The organism is Actinoplanes couchii, from assembly GCF_016862075.1.
Lineage (GTDB): Bacteria > Actinomycetota > Actinomycetes > Mycobacteriales > Micromonosporaceae > Actinoplanes > Actinoplanes couchii.
Genome location: NZ_BOMG01000052.1, coordinates 75,892 through 95,596 on the forward strand (window position 1 = coordinate 75,892; position 19,705 = coordinate 95,596).

Consider the following 19,705-nt stretch of genomic DNA (forward strand, 5'->3'; position numbering starts at 1 on the left):
CCGTTTCGGAGGGTCCGGGTATCGACTGGACATGGACCTGTTGCTCTGGATTCTCGCCGTTGTTCTCGTGGTCGCCGGTGTTCTCGCTCTCTTCCGGCGGCAGATCCTGTGGGGCGTTGTGCTGATCATCGTGGGTCTCCTGGTGGGTCCCGGCGGCGTCAGCATCTTCACCTGATCCCCCAGCCGAAACCGCTGTACCGACCCTGAACCGGGGTCGCCGCGGGCGCGTCCGATGCGGACTCGTCCTCGGTGACTCCGGTTCCTCCTTTTCCGGCTTCTCTTTCGGGCCCCGCCGGCCTTATCTTTCGGGCCCCGCCGCACAGAACGTGCGATGTACCGTCGCTGATATCTGACTCAATCCCGGCGTGGCCGACGTCCATCACTTCACCTACGGTGTCTACAACCCGATAGCCGCATATCTTCTGGCGTTTCTCGGTTCCTTCCTCGGTCTGCTCTGCGCCGGCCGGGCCCGGGACGCGCGTACGCGCAGCCGCCGCAATCGCTGGCTGCTGATCGGCGCCTTCTCCATCGGAGGCGGCGGGATCTGGCTGATGCACTTCTCCGCGATGCTGGGATTCGACGTCCCGGACAGCCCGGTCCGCTACCACCTGGGACTGACCCTGCTCAGCCTGGTGTTCTCGGTGCTCACCGTCGGGGTGGGGCTGATGGTGGTCGGGCACGGCCGCCGCGGGGTGGGCAAGACCCTGGCCGCCGGGTTGATCACCGGTGGCGGCGTGATCGCCATGCACTACACCGGCATGGAGGGGATCCGACTGTCCGCGGAGGTCCACTACTCCCCGGTGCTGGTGGCCGCCTCGGCGCTGATCGCGATCGCGGCCAGCACCATCGCCCTCTGGTTCGCCGTCTCGGTGCGCGGCTGGGCCAAGGTCACCGCGGCCGCCGCGGTGATGGGCGTCGCGGTCTGCGGGATGCACTACACCGGGATGGCCGCCATGTCGATCGAGCTGCATCCGGCGGGCGCCCCGCAGGCGGACGGCATCCGGCCGCTGAACATGCTGGTCCCGATCATCCTGATCACCACGGCCACCATCGTCGGGGTGGCGCTGAGCGCGCTGCAGGCGATGACCGAGGAGGAGTTCACCGACGGCGCCGGCACCCCGAAGCGCGGGGTGCACGCCGAACCTCCGCAGCCGTGGACGCTGAAGCAGCCGTCGGTGGGTGCCATCCGGCTCAGCCCGGCCGCCCGGGCGGTGGCCACCGGCCGGATCACCGGCGGCCGTCCCTCTCCCGGGCCACGTCCCGCGGTCCGGCCGTCACCCGCACCGGCGCCGAACGCGCCACCGGCCACATCCGGGAGCTGATCGAAACCCATCGCGACCGTTGATCCGGTATATCTGATCGGCATGGCACCACGGATGCTGCTCTCGATGCCACTGCACGCCATCACCGAGGTGTACGGCGAAGCCGGCCTACGTGACCGATTCGCTCTGGAACTGGAGTCCTTCGACAGCGACGAGCGCAAGACCCTGACCGAGGCACTGGAGCTGGCCTCCGCACTGCACGCCGACGACCGCCGGGTCCGCGAACCCTACGTGAACCATCTGCTCCGGGTGGCCATCCGGATCATCCGCTACTACCAGGTGCGTGATGTCGACGTGCTGGTCGCGGCACTGTTGCACGACGCCGCCGAGGACCACCCGGCCGAACTGGGCGGGGTGGACCCGGGCGGCTCGCACACCGAGATGACCGAGGCCGCGCTGGCCGAGCTGGCCCGGCGGTTCAACCCGCGGGTGGCCGAGCTGGTCCGGTCGGTCACCAACCCGGAGTACGACCCGGAGCGGGACCGGAACGAGCAGTACCGCACCCATGTGGCGGAGAAGCTGGAGCGGGATCCGTGGGCCCGGGTGATCAAGATTTCGGACTTCACCGACAACGGGGTCGGCGTGATTCACACCACGCTCGACAAGGCGTACCGGTCGGCCGGCAAGTACCGCCCGCTCGTCCCCACGCTGCGTGAGCTGGTCGGACGCCCGGACACACCGCTCTCCACCCAGGCCAAGGAGCACATCCTGGACCAGCTCGACCTGGCCGAGGAACGATTCGCCGCGATCCTCGACGGGTGACCCTCGAGGTCGACCTATCGTGGGGCCATGCCTACTGACGCCTGGTGGCGGGACGCTGTCATCTACCAGATCTATCCCCGGTCGTTCGCTGACGGGAACGGTGACGGCATGGGCGATCTGCCCGGCATCACCGGACGACTCCCGCAGCTACGGGAGCTGGGTGTCGACGCGGTGTGGCTCTCGCCGTTCTACCCGAGCCCGCAGCACGACGCCGGTTACGACGTGGCCGACTACCGCGGGGTGGACCCGAGGTTCGGTTCGCTCGGGGACGCCGACAAGCTGATCGGCACCGCCCACGACCTCGGTCTCAAGGTCATCGTCGACCTGGTGCCGAACCACACCTCCAGCGACCACGTGTGGTTCCAGGCCGCGCTGGCGTCGCCGGCCGGCAGCCCGGAGCGGGCGCGCTACATCATCCGCGAGGGCAAGGGGGACGAACCGCCGAACTCGTGGCAGAGCGTCTTCGGCGGCCCCGCGTGGCACCGGCTGCCGGACGGGCAGTGGTACCTGCACCTGTTCGACGTCTCCCAGCCCGACCTGAACTGGGACCACCCGGAGGTCCGCGCCGAGTTCCTGGACATCCTGCGGTTCTGGCTGGACCGGGGCGTGGACGGCTTCCGGGTCGACGTGGCGCACGGTCTGATCAAGGACGCCGACCTGACCGACTGGAGCGCCCCCTCGGTGATCCTGGGCGGGCTGGACCCGGTCGGCCCGCCGCCGCCGATGTGGGACCAGGAGGGTGTGCACGAGATCTACCGGCAGTGGCGTGCCGTCATGGACGAATACGACGGCGGCCGCATCCTGGTCGCCGAAGCGTGGGTGCAGCCCGAGGAGCGGCTGGCCCGCTACGTGCGGCCGGACGAGATGCACCAGGCGTTCAACTTCCCGTACCTGGAGGCGCCCTGGCTGCCGGCCGAGCTGAAGGCGGTCATCGACTCGTCGCTGGCCGCCAACGACGCGGTCGGCGCGACCACCACCTGGGTGCTGTCCAACCACGACGTGGTCCGGCACGCCTCCCGGCTCGGCTTCGCGCCCGGTTCGAAGCGGGTGCCCGGCATCGGCATCGGCGACCCGCAGCCGGACCAGGTCGTCGGCCTGCGCCGGGCCCGGGCGGCCACCCTGCTGATGCTCGGCCTGCCCGGGTCGGCCTACCTCTACCAGGGTGAGGAGCTGGGGCTGCCGGAGCACACGCTGCTGCCCGACGAGTACCGCGAGGACCCGGCCTGGGAGCGGTCCGGGCACACCGAGCGCGGGCGGGACGGCTGCCGGGTGCCGATCCCGTGGGAGGCCGACGCCCCGTCGTACGGGTTCGGCCCGGCCGACGCGAGCTGGCTGCCGCAGCCGACGATCTGGGCCGAGTACGCCCTGGACCGCCAGGTGGACGTGCCCGGCTCGACCTACGAGTTGTACCGGGCCGCGCTGGCCGCCCGGCGCGACCACGAGCTGGGCTCCGGTGAGCTGGTGTGGCTGGCCAGTGACACCGACGCGCTGGCGTTCCGCAACGGCGAGGTGACGGTGGTGACCAACTTCGGGGCCGAGCCGGCCGCGTTACCGGACGGCGCCCGGGTCCTGCTGAGCAGCGAGCCGCTCGACGCCGACGGCCGGATCCCCACCGACGTCACCGTCTGGGCCGTCTTCTGAGTCCTGCTTCTCGGCGACCGCCAGCAGGGCGGCGTGCGTGTCCTCCATGTCCCGCGCGACCGTCCTGCTGGCCAGCCAGTACATGATCCCGGTGGGGATGAAGAAGAACTGGAAGGCGGCCAGCCCGACCGCGTAGTTGAGCGGTGGCGGGAAGGCCGCGGCCAGGCTGCCGAAGGCGACCGCGACCAGCACGTTGCCACCGGCCCGGCCGGCGCCGTTGATCAGGTTGCCGAGGCTGTAGACGGTGCCCCGGTGCTGCGGCGGGTTCACGTCGGCGATCATCGCGAACCAGTTCGGCGAGTTCGCCGACGTCAGGGCCAGCGCGAACACCGCGATGACCAGGCAGATCCCGACGGTCGGCTCGGTGACCAGGTTGCTCAGGACACCCCGGATCACCTCGCCCGTCCCGGCGCCGTCCGGCACGGTGATCGTCATCGGGACGAAGAACAGGACCACGTAGAACGGCACGGCGGCCAGCACACCGACGGCGGCGACCAGGGCCCGGCCCCTCGGCGTACGCCGCTGCAAACGGTCCCCGACCAGGCCGCCGAGGATCGACAGGGCCGCCCCCAGCTGGAAGATCGTGGCGAAGACGCTGCCGACCAGGACCGCCGTGCCGACGCTGTACCCCTGGTCGAGGGCGCGCTCGCGGAACAGCACCGGCAGCCACACCAGTGATCCGAAGGCGATCTGCGCGGTGCCGCCCTGCAGGATCAACCAGACGTTGGTACGCCGTTTGAGGATGACCGGGATGTCCTCGTGCCGGATGCGCTCGTCGTACTCGACCCCGGCCAGCTCCGGCTGGCTGTCACCGCGGGGCACGTCGTAGGTGAGCAGGTACGCGACCGTGGCGATCAGTCCGGCCGCCGCGGTCACCAGGAACGGGCGGCGCCAGTCGTCGTGCCCGAGGATGCCGCCGACCAGGGTGCCGGCCAGGGTGCCGACGCCCTGCGAGAGTCCCCAGAAGCTCATCACCAGGCCCCGGCGCCGGGGCGAGATCAGGTCGCTGACCACCGCGAAGCTGACCGAGGCGACCCCGCCCAGCCCGAACGCGGCCACGATCTGCGCGACCAGGAACCATCCGTAGCTGCCGGCCAGCCCGGAACCGGCGGTGCCGGCCACCCAGAGCACGGTGCCGGCGATCAGCACCGGTTTGCGGTCGGTGCGGTCCCCCACGTACGCGAAACCGATCGCCGCGACCGCGCTGACCAGGAACATGATCGTCGTCGCCAGGGCGATGTGCCCCTCGCTGACCCCGAGATCACCGCCGATGCTGCCGTAGAGCGGTGGGACCAGGCCGATGGCCACGTTGTCCAGGGCGGCCAGGATCACGAAGACCACCACGCTGTACACGCGGTGCGCCGGACCGCCCCTGCCCATCACGCGGTAGAGGTTATCCGCTGAACGGCTCCCCCAACCGTCCCGGGATCACCGGAGACGGCTGGAGGAGCCGGTGGTGGCGCGCGTCAGCGGGTGCGGTCGATCACCGCGTGCTGGGCGGCCGCGTACTGCTCGCGGATCAGCGGGACGCTCGCGTCCTCGTACACCGCGGGGCTCGCCGCCGACCAGGCCGGCGGAGTGTCGCCACCGAGGGCGACCCAGGCGGCCTGCCGGGCCGCGCCGTCGGCGACGTACTCGCCGGGCGGCGGGACCAGGACCGGCTTGCCGAAGAGCGCGGGCGCGATGCGGCGGACCGCCTCGCTGCGCGCCCCGCCACCGACCAGCACGATCCGGTTCGCCTCGGCGCCGGTCGCGGTCAGGGCGTCCAGGCCGTCGGCGAGCGCGCAGAGCATGCCCTCGACGGCGGCCCGGGCCAGGTGGGCCGGGGTCGACGTCCTGAGGGTGAGCCCGTGGACCGCGCCGGTGGCGTCCGGCCGGTTCGGGGTGCGCTCCCCCTCCAGGTAGGGCACCAGGACCAGGCCGTCCGCACCGGCCGGCGCCGACAGCGCGAGCTTGGACAGCTCGTCGTGGTCGACACTCAGCAGCTTGGTGGCCGCGTCCAGGACCCGGGCCGCGTTCAGCGTGACCACGATCGGCAGGAACCGGCCGGTGGTGTCGGCGAAACCGGCCACCGTTCCGGACGGGTCGTTCGGCGCGGCCCCGGACGAGGCGAAGACCGTGCCGGACGTGCCGATCGACACGATCACGTCGCCGGGCAGCGCGCCGGTGCCGAGGGCGGCCGCCGCGTTGTCACCGGCGCCCGGGCCCAGCGGGGCGCCGTTGGGCAGGTGCCCGGCGATCCCGGTGGGGCCGAGCACCTCGGGCACGATCAGGTCCCGCCCGAACCCGAGTTCCAGCAGGTCGTGCCGGTACTCGTTGGTCTTGGCGGACCAGTAGAGCGTGCCGCTGGCGTCGCTGCGGTCGGTCTTGATGTCCCGGATGTCGGTCGAGCCGGACAGTTTCCAGGTCAGCCAGTCGTGTGGCAGACAGACCGCGGCCACCCTCGCCGCGTTCTCCGGCTCGTTACGGGCCAGCCAGCGCAGCTTGGTCAGGGTGAAGCTGGCGACCGGCACGATGCCGACCGCGTCCGCCCAGGCCGCGCCGCCGCCCAGCTCGGCGATCAGGTCGGCGGCCGCGCCGGCGCTGCGAGTGTCGTTCCACAGCAGCGCCGGGCGGACCACTTCACCGAATTCGTCGAGCACGACCATGCCGTGCTGCTGCCCGGCGACCGAGGCCGCGGCCACGTCGTCCAGGCCGCCGGCCTCCTCGATCGCCTGCTGGAGCGCGGTCCACCAGGCGTCCGGGTGCACCTCGGTGCCGTCCGGGTGCGAGGCACGCCCCTGCCGGACCAGTTCCCCGGTCTCGGCGTCGCGGATCACGACCTTGCACGACTGCGTCGAGCTGTCGATCCCGGCAACGAGTGCCACGGTCAGCGCGCCCGGAGCAGGTGGTCGATCGCCAGCTGGTTGAGCTTGACGAAGCCGAAGCCCTTGGCGCCGACGGCGTCCGCGTCGTAGTCCTCGAACGCGCTCTTGTCGTTGAGCAGCTCCTGGTAGCCCTCGCCCGGGTTCAGGGTCGGGGTCCGCAGCTCGGCGACCTTGGACTCGGCGAGCGCGGCCTGCACCTCGGGGTCGGCACGGAACGCCGCGGCCCGCTCCTTGAGCAGCAGGTACATCCGGATGTTGTCCTTGGCCGACTCCCACACGCCGTCGAAGTCCTCGGTACGCGACGGCTTGTAGTCGAAGTGACGCGGGCCGTCGTACGCCGGGGCGCCGTCCGGGCCGTTCTCCAGCAGGTCGACCAGGGAGAACGCGTTGAGCAGGTCGCCGTGACCGAAGACCAGGTCCTGGTCGAACTTGGGACCGTGCTGGCCGTTGAGGTCGATGTGGAACAGCTTCTTGTGCCAGAGCGCCTGCGCGATGCCCTGGGTGAAGTTGAGGTTCGACATCTGCTCGTGGCCCGTCTCCGGGTTGATACCGAACAGCTCGGAGCGCTCCAGCTCCTGCACGAACGCGATGGCGTGGCCGGCGGTCGGGAGCAGGATGTCGCCCCGGGGCTCGTTCGGCTTCGGCTCGATCGCGAAGCGCAGGCCGTAGCCCTTGTCCTCGGAGTACTGCGCGAGCAGGTTGAGGGCCTCGCGGTAGCGGTCGAGGGCGGCGCCGACGTCCTTGGCCGAGTCGTACTCGGCGCCCTCGCGGCCGCCCCACAGCACCAGGGTCTTGGCGCCCAGCTCGGCGCCGAGGTCCATCTGGCGCAGCACCTTGCGGATCGCGTAGCGGCGGACCGAACGGTCGTTGCTGGTGAAGCCGCCGTCCTTGAACACCGGGTGGGTGAAGAGGTTGGTCGTCACCATCGGGACGATCAGGCCGGTCTCGTCGAGCGCCTTCTTGAACCCGGCGACGATGCCGTCCCGGGTCGCGGCGTCCGAGCCGAACGGCACCAGGTCGTCGTCGTGGAAGGTAATGCCGTACGCGCCGATCTCGGCGAGCTTGTGCACCGCCTCGACCGGGTCGAGCGCCGGGCGGGTGGCGTCACCGAACGCGTCGCGCGCCTGCCAGCCCACGGTCCAGAGACCGAAGGAGAACTTGTCTTCGCGTGTGGCCTGGAGCGACACGGGTTACCTCCACGAAACGGTGTGTAACGACGGGGATTTGTTTAGTGGTTGAATTATTTGACTCGCGTATGGCACTGTCAAGGGCGTGTTGACCGCCCCGACCACGCCGGTGCGACAGGCGAGCGTCCGCGCCCATAATCTCGCGCTCGTGCTGCACACCGTGGCAAACGGTGCGGATCGGCCATCCCGGGCAGCCGTCGCGGCGGCCACCGGGCTCACCCGCGCGACCGTTTCCGCCCTTGTCGACGATCTGGTCGCCGGTGGTCTGCTGGTCGAGGTCGCCCCGCCGCCGCGGACCGGGGCGGGCCGTCCCGCGGTCGGGCTCGCCCTCACCTCCACCGGCCCCGCCGGGCTCGGGCTGGAGATCAACGTCGACTATCTGGCCGCCTGTGTGGTCGATCTGACCGGCACGGTCCGCCACCGCTACGTCGAGCACGCCGACCAGCGTCCCGCCGATCCGGAGCGGTCCCTGGCCGCCCTGGGTGGGCTGGCCGCCCGGGCCCGCGGCGCCGCCGAAGCCGACGGCCTGACCGTGACCGGGGCCGCGCTCGCCGTGCCCGGCCTGGTCACCGACGGCCTGGTCCGGGTCGCGCCGAACCTGGGCTGGCAGGACGTGGACGCGGTCGCCGCGCTGCGGGCCGTCCCGGAGCTGGCCGATCTGCCGGTGACCGTGGACAACGAGGCCAACCTGGCCGCTCTGGGCGAGCTGGGTGCGACAGGCGGAAACCCTACTTTTCTGTACGTCTCCGGCGAGGTCGGCATCGGGGCCGGGCTGGTTCTCAGCGGCGAGCTCTACCGGGGTGTGCGCGGCTGGAGCGGCGAGATCGGGCACGTCACCGTCTACCCGGACGGGCGGCCCTGCCGCTGCGGCGCCCGCGGCTGCCTGGAGCAGTACGCCGGGCAGGAGGCCCTGGAGCACGACGTACCGCTGGCCGCGGCGGCTCTCGGGATCGCCCTGTCGGTGGTGGTGAACCTGCTCGACGTGCCGGTGATCGTGCTCGGCGGGGCGTACGTCCCGGTCTTCGCGGCGCTGCGCGAGGGCATCGGGGTCGAACTGCGCCGGCGGGTGCTGACCGCCGGGCTGGCCCCGGTCGAGCTGCGGTCGGCGGAGCTGGGCGCGGACGCGGCGATGCGGGGCGCGGCCGACACGGTGCTCCGGGTGGTCCGCGAGGACCCGGCCGCCTGGCTGCGCCGCGGCGCCTGAACCGGTTCCCGCGACGACGACGGCCGCCGCCCCGGGTGGGGACGGCGGCCGTGGTGCGCCTGGTTCAGAGGGTCACTTCACGCCGGTACGCGTGCCGATCGCCTGGGCGAAGATCGAGGTGATCGTCGTCGGGTCCTTCGCGATGAAGACACCGACGTTCTTCTCGTCGACCTTCTGGATCTCCTTCAGCTCGTTCGCGTCGGCACCGTCCCCGATGCCGATCAGGATCACCCGGATCGGCTTGGTCGGGTCGATCTCCTTCCCGAACGCGTCCAGGAACTCGTCCCGCTGGATGCCCTCGGCGAACTCGTTCTGGCCGTCGGTGAAGAGGATGACCGAGTTGATCTTCCGAGGCGCCCAGTCCTTCTTCACGTGCTTGTAGCCGGCCAGGAGGGTGGCGTACAGACCGGTGCCGCCGTCCTTCTTCGGGTTCAGCTTGTCGATCGACTGCTGCAGCTCGAAGCGCGAGGTGCTGAGCGACTTGATCGGGACGATCTGCTTGTACGGCAGCGCGCCGTTCTCGTTGGTGGAGAACCGCCACACGCCGACCGACCACTTCTCGCTGAACAGCCCGAGGCCGGTCCGCGCGGCGCCCTGGGTGACCTCGGCGCGGGTCTTGTTGTTCGCCGTCGGCACCGGTTCGAGCATCGAGCCGGAGGTGTCGAAGATGGTCAGGGCCCGGCCCGGCGTGGTGATGGCGATCCAGCTGCCGACCACGGCGCTGAGTGCGGCCCCGGTCTCGGCGGCGGCCGCGGTGCCACCGCTCGCCGACTTGGTGGCCGAGGCGGTGACGCCCGGCGACGCCTGCGGCGCGCCCATCGGGGCGGCGAAGCTGGCGCCGTACGAGCCGTCCGGAACCCGCAGACCGGTGGCGGCCAGCGCGTCCTTGGCGGCGGCCGTGGACAGCTGCGCGAGCAGGCCCTTGGCGGCCGCCGACTTCTGCTGGTCGACCACCTGCGGCATGATCGTGAACGGGTAGTCCATCGGCGCCGGGCTGGGGTCCAGGTACATCGCGGCGAGCTGCACGGCCGGGCGCTGGGCGTTGTACTCCACCACGTCCGCCTCGGAGACCGGGGCGAGGCTCACCGAGTCGGTGCTGCCGATGTCGGCCTCCGACTTGGGGAACTTGGCCATCAGCTCCTGGCGCAGGTTCGACTTGTTGTTCGCCAGCACGGTCAGCGCCCGGGTCTTGTCCTGGTTCGCCGCGGCCGACGAGGTGCCGACCGACTGGCTGATCGCCAGGAGACTGGTGAGACCGGACGAGTCCATGGTCGGGTTCATGATGCCGACCGACAGTGGCTCGTCGGACTTGAAGTTGCTGAGCAGCTGGGTCCAGCCGATCTTCTTGTTCGGCCAGCCCAGCTTCTCGGCGATCGCCTCGGGCGCGGCCAGCACCAGTGGGCTCTGCGCCACCGAGGTGACGTTGCTCGGCAGGAAGCCGGCGGCCTCGGTCTGCAGGCGCAGCAGCCAGGTCGAGGAGTCGGGGATCCACACGTCGGGGACCTGGACGGCGTCGGGCGCCTTGTCCAGGCCGGCGAGCGTGACGGAATGGTCACGGGAGACCGCGCCGGCGATCGTCGCGGAGTTCGCCTCGCTGACGGCGACCGCGACACAGGTGCCGTCGACCTCCCCGCCTGCTTGGCGCCACTGGGCGACGACCTGATCGACGGCAGGCTTTATCTCGGGAGAGGCCGCGACGGTCAGGGGCACCGACCCGGTGCACCCGGAATCGGAGACCTGCTGATAGCCGAGGTACGTACCGGCGACGACGACAACCAGCGCCATCGCACCTCCGACGACGCTGGCTCCCTTTGAATTGAAGTTTCTACGATGGCGGCCAGACACGCGATCAATAGTGCGCATGTCCGATGCTGAATGCCATACACGTTCGGCCGAAAATTACTCAGACTGACGCTTCCGGATCTCGAAACTTCGGAGAGTAGTCGCGCGGTCTCGATCGGTGCAGGGCGGAACAGGTGGCGCGTCAGGTTGCGTCGCTTACGTCACCGACGCGCCACAATGTCCGATCTCATCTATGACCTGATCATCGGCGGATTCCACCGGAGCAGGCAGGTCGGCGTCGGCTCTCCGGTCGGCTCACCCTGGAGACCGGGGATGCCGGTGTCCGGATCGATGCGGAAAACGGTCACGTTCTGTGAACGTTGGTTGGTCACGTACAGGTGATCGCCCAGCAGGATCATGTGCCGCGGCCAGACCCCGCCGGTGGGCACCTCGGCGATCAGCGTCGCGCTCTCGCCGTCCCAGGCGAACGTCGAGACGGTGTCCGGGCCGCGGTTGGCGACATAGACGAACCTGCCGTCCCGTCCCGTGGTGATCTCGGACGGGTAGACCGGCCCCGGCAGCGTGCTGGTCGCGGTCCCGCCGTGCGGTTCGAGCGTGGGACCACCCGCCGGGCGGTACCAGGAGAGCGCGCCGCTCAGCTCACCGACGAGGAGCAGCGCCCCGTCCGCCGACCGCAGCAGGTGCCGCGGGCCGGTGCCGGGTTCCGCCGTCACGGCGACCTCCGGGGCGCCGAGCCGGCCCGAGTTCGGGTCCAGCCGGGACCGCCACACCCGGTCCGATCCCAGGTCGGAGATCAGCACGTCGGGGCCGTTACGGTCCGGAACCACCTGGTGCGCGTGCGGCCCGGCCTGTCGCTCGGTGTCCGGGCCGGAGCCGGTGAGAGTGAGCAGGTCGCTGCGCTCCCCGGGGACGCCTTCGGCGTCGAGTGGGTGTACGGACACCGATCCGCTCGCGTAGTTCGCCACCACCAGGTGCCGGGCGTCCGCGGTGACCGCGAGATGGCAGGGATCCGACCCGCCGGTGGGGAACGTCGCCAGCGGGACCAGCGAGCAGTCCGGCGCGACCGAGAAGGCGGAGACCGTGCCCTGATCCAGTTCGTTCACGGCGTACAGCACCGGAAGGGTGGGGTGCTGGGCCAGGAAGGACGGGGAGGGGGTGCGGGCGACCAGCCCGAGGCGGGTCAGCTCACCGGTGTCCGGATCACGCCGGACCAGTGTGATGCCGTCCCCCTCGCCCCCTTTGTCCCCGGTGTAGCAACCGACGAAGACATATTCATGGCTCGAACCCATGCGCCGATCCCACCACAGAACGGTGGGATCACAAGCCAGCACACCGCCGGTGGCATCGCGGACCCCCGTCTGACCCGCGATGCCACCGGCGGCGTGCTCCGCCGGCGTCTCAGCTCTTGAGCAGTTCGTAGACGTCGGCCGGCGCCTTGACACCGTCCGCCGGGGCCTTGACCGCGGCGGCGCTGCCGTACTGGTCGTAGGTGACCCGGTAGGTGGCGGCCTTGGTCGTACCGGCCGCCGGGATCTCGACCACCGCGGTCCCGACCCGCCCCTGGGCGTCCACGGTCACCGTCAGCGGCACCTGCTTGGCCTGCTCGCCGAGGGCGGTGAGGGTCTTCTCCTCGACGATCTGTGCGGCGGTGGTCCGGGTCAGGTCGGTGGTGCCGGTGAACGTCCCGGAGCCGGACTCCTTCAGATCCGAGGCGGCCAGCAGCAGCGACCCCACGAACCCGGGATCGGTCTCACCGTCGTAGACCAGCTCCTCGGCGTCCTTCTCCGGAAGCTTGGTCAGGTCCAGCTTCATCCACTTCTTCGGCACCTTCGGCAGGCCGATGCCCTCCGGCGCGCCGTCGAACGACATCCGGGTCCAGGCCTGGTCGCCGATGACCATCAGCTTCATCGAGAAGGTGAAGTCGCCGTCCGGGACCTCCTCCTCGATCTCCTGGGTCCACGACTTGTTCGGGGCGTCCACCACTCCGGAGATCGGCTGCACGCCGCCCTTGATCGTGTAGCGGAACACCGGGGTGTCGTCGGCCGGCAGCGCGTCGGTCAGTTTCGCGACCGCGGAGACCTCCTCGGCCACGTCCTGGACGGCGCCGCAGGCGGCCATCAGGGAACCGGCGATCAGGAGGACACCGGTGCTCGCCAGGCGCTTGGTGAAAACGTTCATCGTTTCGTCTTTTCTCGTGAGGCCGGTGATGCGTTGATGGACAGAGCCTCCTGACGACGACTGCCGATGCGCTGCGGCTATGCTGCCGTCGGCTGCGGTTCCACTGCCGCCGGGAGAAACTGCTGGTCAATGGGGGTGTACGGGGTGACCGACCCGGCGCGGTTCGAGTTGCTGGGAGCCGTGCGGGCGTTCCGGAACGGGCATCAGCTCGACCTCGGCCCCGCCAAGCAGCGCGCCGTCCTGGCCGTCCTGCTGCTCAACCTCGGCCGGCCGGTGCCGACCCACCGGATCGTCGACGCGGTCTGGGGCGACGACCCGCCGGAGAACGGGCCCAACGTCGTGCAGAAGTACGTGGCCGGACTGCGCCGGGTGCTCGACCCGGACCGGACCCCGCGCACCCCCGGCGAACTGCTCGCCCTCACCGACGGCGGCTACGTCCTGAGCACCGGCGCGCTGGACACCGAGGAGTTCCGCAACGGGCTGGCCCGCGCCGACGCCGAACGACGGGCCGGGCACCTGGAAGAGGCGGCCCGCGTCGCGCGTACCGCGCTGGATCTGTGGCGGGGTGAGGCTCTCGGCGGGCTGACCGGGCCGATCTTCGAGGCCGCCCGCACCCGGCTGCACGAGGAACGGGCCGGGGCGTGGGAGCTGTGGGCCGAGATCGAGCTGTCCCGGGGCGGCTTCGCCGGGCTGGTGACCGAACTGTCCCGGCTGGTGGAGGAGTTCCCGCTGCGTGAGGGCCTGCGGGCGCAGCTGATGATCGCGCTGTACCGCAGCGGGCGGCAGGCCGAGGCGCTCGCCACGTTCCGCGACGCCCGTGAGTACTTTCTGGACGAACTCGGCGCCGAGCCGGGTGAACGTCTCCAGGAGACCCACCGCCGGATCCTGCGCAACGAGCCACCGGCGGCGCCCGCCCCCGAGCCGGCGCCGGTCGCCCGGCCGGTGTCACCCCCGCCCGTCCCGGAACGGCCCTGGTCACCGGCTCCGGCGCTGCCGTCCTGGGGCCACGGTGTGCCGCTCGGGCCGCGCCGCGCCGAGAACGTCTGGGCCGAGACCATCCTGGCCGCCCTGGTCCCGCTGATGACCTGCTCACTCGGCAGCTGGGGTTACTTCGTCTACGCGACGGTCCAGCGGCGCACCGCCCGCGAGCTGATCACCGCGATCGGCTACCTGTTCGCGGTGCTGGCGGTGGTGGCCCTCTGGCTGGTCGACCCGAGCGCGCCGAACGCCGACATCATCTCGGACGCCGAAGCCTTCGGGATCATCCTGGCCTTCCTGGTCACCGTCCTGGCCTCGGTGCACGGGGCGGTGCTCGCCCATCACCCCGGCGACAGCGCGCACGCCCGGCGCCAGCGGCGGATGGCCCGGCAGTACACCGCGTTCAACCCGGCCGCCGCCCGGCACCACGCGATCGGGCGCCCCGACCTGGCCCGCGGTTACGACGACGGCGGGCTGATCGACCTCAATCACGCTCCCGAGCAGGTCATCGCCGGCCTGCCCGGGATCAACCCGATCGAGGCACACCGGATCGCCGTCGACCGGTACGAGAACGGGCCCTATCAAAACCCCGATGATCTGGTACGCCGGGGCCTGGTCACGCCGAGGGCGGTCCGCAGACTGGAATCCTGGCTGATCTGCGTACCGCCCGCACTGTCCTAACGGCGGCCGGCCGAGGCCAGCTGACGCCGGGCGACGTACTCCACCAGCTCGATCAGCACGTTACGGGCGGCGACCTGGTCGCGGGCGTCGAACAGGACGACGGGCACACCCGGGTCCAGGTCCAGGGCCCGGGCCACCGCGTCCGGCGCGAACCGGTGCTGGGTGTCGAAGCAGTTCACCGCCACCACGAACGGCGTACCACGCTGCTCGAAGTAGTCGATCGACGGGAAACAGTCGGCCAGCCGCCGGGTGTCGGCCAGGACCACCGCGCCCAGCGCCCCCTGGGACAGCTCGTCCCAGAGGAACCAGAACCGGTCCTGCCCCGGCGTGCCGAACAGGTAGAGCTGCAGATCCTCGGTGATCGTGATCCGGCCGAAGTCCATGGTGACCGTGGTGGTCTTCTTCGCCTCCACACCGGACACGTCGTCGGCGCCCTCGGCGCCGGTGAGGACCTCCTCGGTCTGCAGCGGCCGGATCTCACTGACCGATCCGACCATGGTGGTCTTGCCCGCCCCGAACCCCCCGGCGATGAGGATCTTGAGAGCGACGGGAATGCGCGACGATCCGCCGTTGCGGTCAGAGCGCACGGAGTCCATTGACAACCGCCTTGAGTACGTCGACGTCGTGCGGCTGCGAGGCAGCCGGAGGTTCGTACAGCGAGATCAAACCCGCTGAGCGTAGATCACCGAGGAACACCCGGATCACGCCGATCGACAGGTCGAGCTGAGACGCCAGCTCGACCACGGAGATCGGCTCCCAGGCAGCAGCCACGATGGCATGGTGCTCCGGCTGCAACTGCTGACCCGAGGTGAGGTCGGGGACCGTCGCCACGACGAACGCGACCAGGTCGAAGTCGCAGTCCGCCGGGGCGACACGGCCCTGGGTCATCGCATACGGACGAACCACCGGCCCCGCATCGTTGTCCAGCCAATCGTGTGGGGTCATACGCGGCTGCTCAGAAGACGTCGGACGGCGTCAGCACCGACCGTTCGGGGGCTGCCATGGTCTGGCCGACCCGGGTGACCAGCATCGCCATCTCGTAGGCGATCAGGCCCAGGTCCGCGTCGGCGGAGGCGAGCACGGCCAGGCACGCGCCCTGGCCGGCGGCGGTGACGAAGAGGAAGGCCTCCTCCATCTCCACCACCGTCTGGCGGACGGCGCCCGCCTCGAAGTGCCGGCTCGCGCCCTTGGCGAGACTCTGGAATCCGGCCGCCATCGCCGAGAGATGCTCCGCGTCCTCGCGGATCAGTCCCGCCGAGGCGCCGAGCATCAGCCCGTCGGCGGAGAGCACGACCGCCTGGTTGGCGGTCGGCACCCGTTCGATGAGGTCGTCGAGGAGCCAGGTGAGGTTCGCGCTCTGCTTCGTCTGTGCCACTTATGCGTCCTTCTCCAGCAAGAGGTTCTCCCCGGGTCCATCGACGTGGTCGCCGTCCACGCCGGCCTCCGGCCCGGATGGTGCTTTCTCTCCCGTCCTCACGGAGTCCGCACGGGCGGAGTCCCCGAGAGCCGGGAAACTGACGGTAGCGGCATCGTCGAACGACGCGCCGACAGGCTCGGCGGCGTGTCCGGATACCACGGACTCCTCGCGGGCCGCGTCCACGCGACCACGCCGAGTGCCGCTCTGTAGTGCGCTCATCAAGCTGCGGGCCTGCTCCGGGCTGCGGGCCGGGCCGGTCGGCTCGGGATCCACCACCACCTTGCGCAGCTGCGGAGCGAGGTTCGCCTGCCGCACCCGCCGGGGCAGGCCGTCGTCACCGATCGCCTCCGGAGCCGGCACCTGATCCACCGGGACCGGTGTCGCCTGTTCCACCGGGACCATCGGCGCCTGTTCCGGTGCGGCCGGGGCCACCGGTGCGGCCGGGGCCGAGTTGCGCGGCACCGACCGGGACGGTTCTGCCGCCGGCAGGCCCGCCGCGATCTCGCCCAGCACGGACAGGTCGAACGTCTGGTCCGGGGACGGGCCGAACTCGGCCGGGAACACCGTGCCCGACCGCCGGCCGGTCACCTCGCCCTGCGGCTCCGGTTCGGTCACCTTGCGGGTCCGCTTGCGCTGGACCAGGCCCTCGGCGCTCAGTTCGGCCGCGACCGTGCTCGGCGCGGGGCCGGACAGCTCGGTAGCCGTCCGCTGTGGACCGGAGATCACCGGCACGTCCATCGTCGCGCCGTTGACCAGGGCCGGGGCCTCCTCGATCGCGGTCCGGGCCCCGTTCATGCCGATCGGCTGCGGTTCCGCGCTGCCCGGCCACTGGGGCGCCGGCGGCGTGCCACCGGACGAGTCGCCGGACGGGCCGCCCGGGACGATCGCCACCAGCTCACCCGGCACCAGCACGATCGCGGTGATCCCGCCGTACGGCGAAGTCCGCAGTGAGACCTTGATGTTGTGCCGGTGGGCGAGCTGCGCGACGACGAACAGGCCGAGCCGGGCACTGTCCGCGGGGTCGAAGTCCGGCGGCTCCACCAGCCGCCGGTTCGCCGTCTCCATCGCGTCGTCGGCCATGCCCAGGCCGCGGTCCTCGATCTCGATCGCGTAGCCGTTCGGCAGGATCTGACCGCTGACCTGCACCCGGGTGTGCGGCGGGGAGTACGACGCGGCGTTCTCGATCAGCTCGGCGAGCAGGTGGATCACGTCACCGACGGTCCGGCCGACCAGCGCCGCGGTGGAGACCGTGCGGATGTCGACCCGCTTGTAGTCCTCCACCTCACTGATCGCGCCACGGACCACGTCGATCACCGGCACCGGGTTGCGCCAGCCGCGACCGGGGGCCGCACCGGCCAGGATGACCAGGTCCTCGGCGTGCCGCCGCATCCGGGTGGCCAGGTGGTCGACCCGGTAGAGATCCTCCAGCTCCTGCGGATCGGTCTCGCGCCGCTCCATCTTGTCCAGCAGCGACAGCTGACGGTGCAGCAGCGTCTGGCTGCGCCGGGCGATGTTGAGGAACACCTCGTTGATGCCCCGGCGGACGTTCGCCTCCTCGATCGCCGACAGCACGGCGGTCCGCTGCACGTCCCGGAACGCCCGGCCGAGCTGGCCGATCTCGTCCTGCCCGTACTCCAGCGGTGGTGTCTCGGAGTCCACATCGACGGTCTCACCGTGCCGCAACCGCCGCACCACCGACGGCAGCCGGTCGGAGGCCAGCTCCAGGGCCTCGCGCCGGAGCCGGATCAGGCGGCCCACCAGCGACCGGCCGAGCCGCACCGAGACGTAGACCGACAGGCCCAGGGCGACCAGGCCGAGCAGGGCGGCGGCGACCAGCCGGGCGACGATGTCGATGGCGAGCGGGGTGGCGTCCTCGGAGATCTCGTCGACCACCCGCATCCCGAACGACCGCAGCTCCTGCGCGACGTAGTCGTAGGTCGGCTGCCAGTCCTCCCCGGCCACCGGCGGCGCCCCACCGACGTACCCCTGGGCCAGCATCTTCTTCTTCAGGATGTCGAGCTCGATGAAGCTGGAGTTGGTGATCAGGCGGGAGTAGTCGCCCTGCGCCTCCTCCGGCAGGTCCGCGACACCCGAGCCGATCAGGTAGTCGGCCGTGCCGATGGAGAGGATCACCTGGTCCCGGACCGCGGCGTCGATGCGGCCCTCGGCGTTGGCGCCGGCCAGCAGGGCGTCGATCCGGCTCAGGTGCTCCAGACCGCGGAACGCCGAGATCAGGCCGCGGCTCTCCCGGTCGACCCGCTCGTGGAAGAAGACCGCGGCGGTACGGGACACGTCGAACGCGGCGTCGATGATCCGGTCGTACGACTGGACGGTGTAGAAGTAGCTCCGCTTGCGCTCGTCCACCTCCGCCCGGATCTTCGGCAGCTGACCGATCTCGGCCAGCAGGCCCTTGACCCGGGCCGCGACCTCCTCGTTCGGCTCGGCGTCACCGGCCGACCGGCGGAACTCGGCGATGATCTGGTCGGTGGTGGACCGCTCCCGGTCCAGTTCGGGCTTCGCCGGGCGGGTGGTGGCCTGGTAGATCGCGGAGAAGTGCCGCTCCCGCTGCAGCTGGGAGATCAGCCGGAAACCCGGCTCGCCCAGCTTCACCACCGAATCCCGGGCCTCGATCAGGTTGATGGCGGGACCGGCGGTGACCACGGTAGCGAAGACCCAGAGCGCGAGCACTGCCGTGAGAGGCACCGCGACCATCGCAATGATCTTCGAACGGATCGACCAGTTACGGCTCTTCATCAAGCTCCGCCCGAGGGGTTCGGCAGGAAACGATCAGCGTGTCTGCCCGGTCACCGGTCGACAGGTGGGGGAACGACCGGCATGTTCATGACAAGCGCTTGCAGGAGAATACGTAATGACGTCCGTCTCAGCTAGTTCCCAGCCCGGCCGGATCGCCCCCCTCCCTCCTGTTTGTCCAGCCAGAACGGCTCGCGATCTTTTTGAGAGATCGTCGGGCTTACGACAGTGCGGGGCCGGAGTCTGTCCGAATCACACCCTGGCGCGCCTTTATCCGCGGAAGGGGATTGGCGCACGGTACGGGTTGGGAATACAGGCGGTGGAAGAAGGAGGAACCTGATGTCCCCCACCGCCACCATCATCCTGATCGTCGTCGTCCTGCTGTTACTGGCCGCGGCCGTGGTCGGTGTCCAGGCCGCCCGGCGCCGCCGGCTGCGCCAGACCTTCGGCCCCGAGTACGACCGCGTCGTCGCCGACACCGGCAGCCGCTCCGAGGCCGAGAAGGAGCTGCTCGAACGCACCAAGCGACACGCCCAGCTGGAGCTCACACCCCTCTCCGCCGAGTCCCGGGCCCGCTACGCCGCCGCCTGGGAAGAAGTCCAGATCCGGTTCGTCGACAACCCCGGCGAGGCCGTCGCCACCGCCGACGAACTGGTCACCCGGCTGATCGCCGAACGCGGCTACCCCACCGGCGACTACGACGAGCGGCTCGCCGACCTCTCCGTCGAACACGCCGCCACCCTGGAGCACTACCGCGACGCGCACGAGATCAGCCGCCGCAGCAAGGCCGGTGAGGCCGCCACCGAAGACCTGCGCCAGGCCCTCGTTCACTACCGCGCCCTCTTCGCCGAACTGCTCGGCGAGAACCCGGTCGGCCACACCACCACCCCCACCGAACCCACCAGCCGCTGAGG

17 protein-coding genes are annotated in these 19,705 nt (G+C 70.7%); 7 read left to right on the forward strand and 10 right to left on the reverse strand.

The features are described from left to right. The first annotated feature begins 31 nt into the window (after nucleotides 1–31). From Aco03nite_RS20390 to Aco03nite_RS20405, 4 genes are all read left to right on the forward strand, one after another. The gene (locus Aco03nite_RS20390; protein ID WP_173476724.1) at nucleotides 32–175 is read left to right on the forward strand and encodes a GPGG-motif small membrane protein; all 144 of its coding nucleotides are present in this window, start codon (nucleotides 32–34) and stop codon (nucleotides 173–175) included. A 190-nt stretch (nucleotides 176–365) separates the two neighbouring features. After that, nucleotides 366–1,322 (forward strand): MHYT domain-containing protein, encoded by a 957-nt coding sequence (locus Aco03nite_RS20395; protein WP_203796962.1) that lies wholly within the window; start codon nucleotides 366–368, stop codon nucleotides 1,320–1,322. Nucleotides 1,323–1,364: 42 nt separating this feature from the next. Continuing rightward, nucleotides 1,365–2,084, forward strand: coding sequence for an HD domain-containing protein (locus Aco03nite_RS20400; protein ID WP_203796963.1), 720 nt, complete (start codon nucleotides 1,365–1,367; stop codon nucleotides 2,082–2,084). Nucleotides 2,085–2,111: 27 nt separating this feature from the next. Further along, entirely contained in the window at nucleotides 2,112–3,725 is a 1,614-nt protein-coding gene (locus Aco03nite_RS20405; protein ID WP_203796964.1) for a glycoside hydrolase family 13 protein, read from the forward strand. On the opposite strand, the gene Aco03nite_RS20410 is transcribed toward Aco03nite_RS20405, so the two are convergent. The 3 genes from Aco03nite_RS20410 to xylA form a co-directional block, all read right to left on the reverse strand. Continuing rightward, the gene (locus tag Aco03nite_RS20410; protein ID WP_203797033.1) at nucleotides 3,633–5,105 is read right to left on the reverse strand and encodes an MFS transporter; all 1,473 of its coding nucleotides are present in this window, start codon (nucleotides 5,103–5,105) and stop codon (nucleotides 3,633–3,635) included. The genes Aco03nite_RS20405 and Aco03nite_RS20410 overlap by 93 nt on opposite strands. An 86-nt stretch (nucleotides 5,106–5,191) precedes the next feature. Continuing rightward, nucleotides 5,192–6,592: a xylulokinase gene (xylB, locus tag Aco03nite_RS20415; protein WP_203796965.1), complete on the reverse strand. Its 1,401-nt coding sequence runs from the start codon at nucleotides 6,590–6,592 to the stop codon at nucleotides 5,192–5,194. 2 nt (nucleotides 6,593–6,594) lie between these two features. After that, nucleotides 6,595–7,779 (reverse strand): xylose isomerase, encoded by a 1,185-nt coding sequence (gene xylA / locus Aco03nite_RS20420; RefSeq protein WP_203796966.1) that lies wholly within the window; start codon nucleotides 7,777–7,779, stop codon nucleotides 6,595–6,597. An 85-nt stretch (nucleotides 7,780–7,864) separates the two neighbouring features. Between xylA and Aco03nite_RS20425 the strand changes: the two genes are divergently transcribed. After that, nucleotides 7,865–8,983, forward strand: coding sequence for an ROK family transcriptional regulator (locus Aco03nite_RS20425; RefSeq protein ID WP_203796967.1), 1,119 nt, complete (start codon nucleotides 7,865–7,867; stop codon nucleotides 8,981–8,983). Between the two features lie 72 nt (nucleotides 8,984–9,055). On the opposite strand, the gene Aco03nite_RS20430 is transcribed toward Aco03nite_RS20425, so the two are convergent. From Aco03nite_RS20430 to Aco03nite_RS20440, 3 genes are all read right to left on the reverse strand, one after another. After that, nucleotides 9,056–10,768 (reverse strand): substrate-binding domain-containing protein, encoded by a 1,713-nt coding sequence (locus Aco03nite_RS20430; RefSeq protein WP_203796968.1) that lies wholly within the window; start codon nucleotides 10,766–10,768, stop codon nucleotides 9,056–9,058. Between the two features lie 248 nt (nucleotides 10,769–11,016). Beyond that, on the reverse strand, nucleotides 11,017–12,075 hold the full coding sequence (locus tag Aco03nite_RS20435) for a lactonase family protein (protein WP_203796969.1): 1,059 nt from the start codon (nucleotides 12,073–12,075) through the stop codon (nucleotides 11,017–11,019). A 109-nt stretch (nucleotides 12,076–12,184) separates the two neighbouring features. Further along, the gene (locus Aco03nite_RS20440; RefSeq protein ID WP_203796970.1) at nucleotides 12,185–12,964 is read right to left on the reverse strand and encodes a hypothetical protein; all 780 of its coding nucleotides are present in this window, start codon (nucleotides 12,962–12,964) and stop codon (nucleotides 12,185–12,187) included. A gap of 144 nt (nucleotides 12,965–13,108) precedes the next feature. Here Aco03nite_RS20440 and Aco03nite_RS20445 point away from each other — a divergent pair, with 144 nt between their 5' ends. Further along, nucleotides 13,109–14,623, forward strand: coding sequence for an AfsR/SARP family transcriptional regulator (locus Aco03nite_RS20445; RefSeq protein WP_203796971.1), 1,515 nt, complete (start codon nucleotides 13,109–13,111; stop codon nucleotides 14,621–14,623). Here Aco03nite_RS20445 and Aco03nite_RS20450 read toward each other — a convergent pair. The 4 genes from Aco03nite_RS20450 to Aco03nite_RS20465 are packed head-to-tail and all read right to left on the reverse strand — an operon-like array spanning nucleotide 14,620 to nucleotide 18,794. Continuing rightward, nucleotides 14,620–15,219 (reverse strand): GTP-binding protein, encoded by a 600-nt coding sequence (locus Aco03nite_RS20450; protein ID WP_203796972.1) that lies wholly within the window; start codon nucleotides 15,217–15,219, stop codon nucleotides 14,620–14,622. The two genes, Aco03nite_RS20445 and Aco03nite_RS20450, sit on opposite strands and share 4 nt — an antisense overlap. Next, nucleotides 15,200–15,568, reverse strand: a complete 369-nt coding sequence (locus Aco03nite_RS20455) for a DUF742 domain-containing protein (RefSeq protein ID WP_203796973.1) — start codon at nucleotides 15,566–15,568, stop codon at nucleotides 15,200–15,202. Before Aco03nite_RS20455 ends, Aco03nite_RS20450 begins: the two co-directional genes overlap by 20 nt. 10 nt (nucleotides 15,569–15,578) lie before the next feature. After that, a complete protein-coding gene (locus Aco03nite_RS20460) occupies nucleotides 15,579–15,998 on the reverse strand; it encodes a roadblock/LC7 domain-containing protein (RefSeq protein WP_203796974.1) in 420 nt (139 codons plus the stop codon). Then, nucleotides 15,999–18,794 carry a sensor histidine kinase gene (locus Aco03nite_RS20465; protein WP_203796975.1) on the reverse strand — a complete coding sequence of 932 codons (2,796 nt, stop codon included), beginning with the start codon at nucleotides 18,792–18,794 and terminating at the stop codon, nucleotides 15,999–16,001. A 336-nt stretch (nucleotides 18,795–19,130) separates the two neighbouring features. Between Aco03nite_RS20465 and Aco03nite_RS20470 the strand changes: the two genes are divergently transcribed. After that, the gene (locus tag Aco03nite_RS20470; RefSeq protein WP_203796976.1) at nucleotides 19,131–19,703 is read left to right on the forward strand and encodes a hypothetical protein; all 573 of its coding nucleotides are present in this window, start codon (nucleotides 19,131–19,133) and stop codon (nucleotides 19,701–19,703) included. Nucleotides 19,704–19,705: the final 2 nt, after the last annotated feature.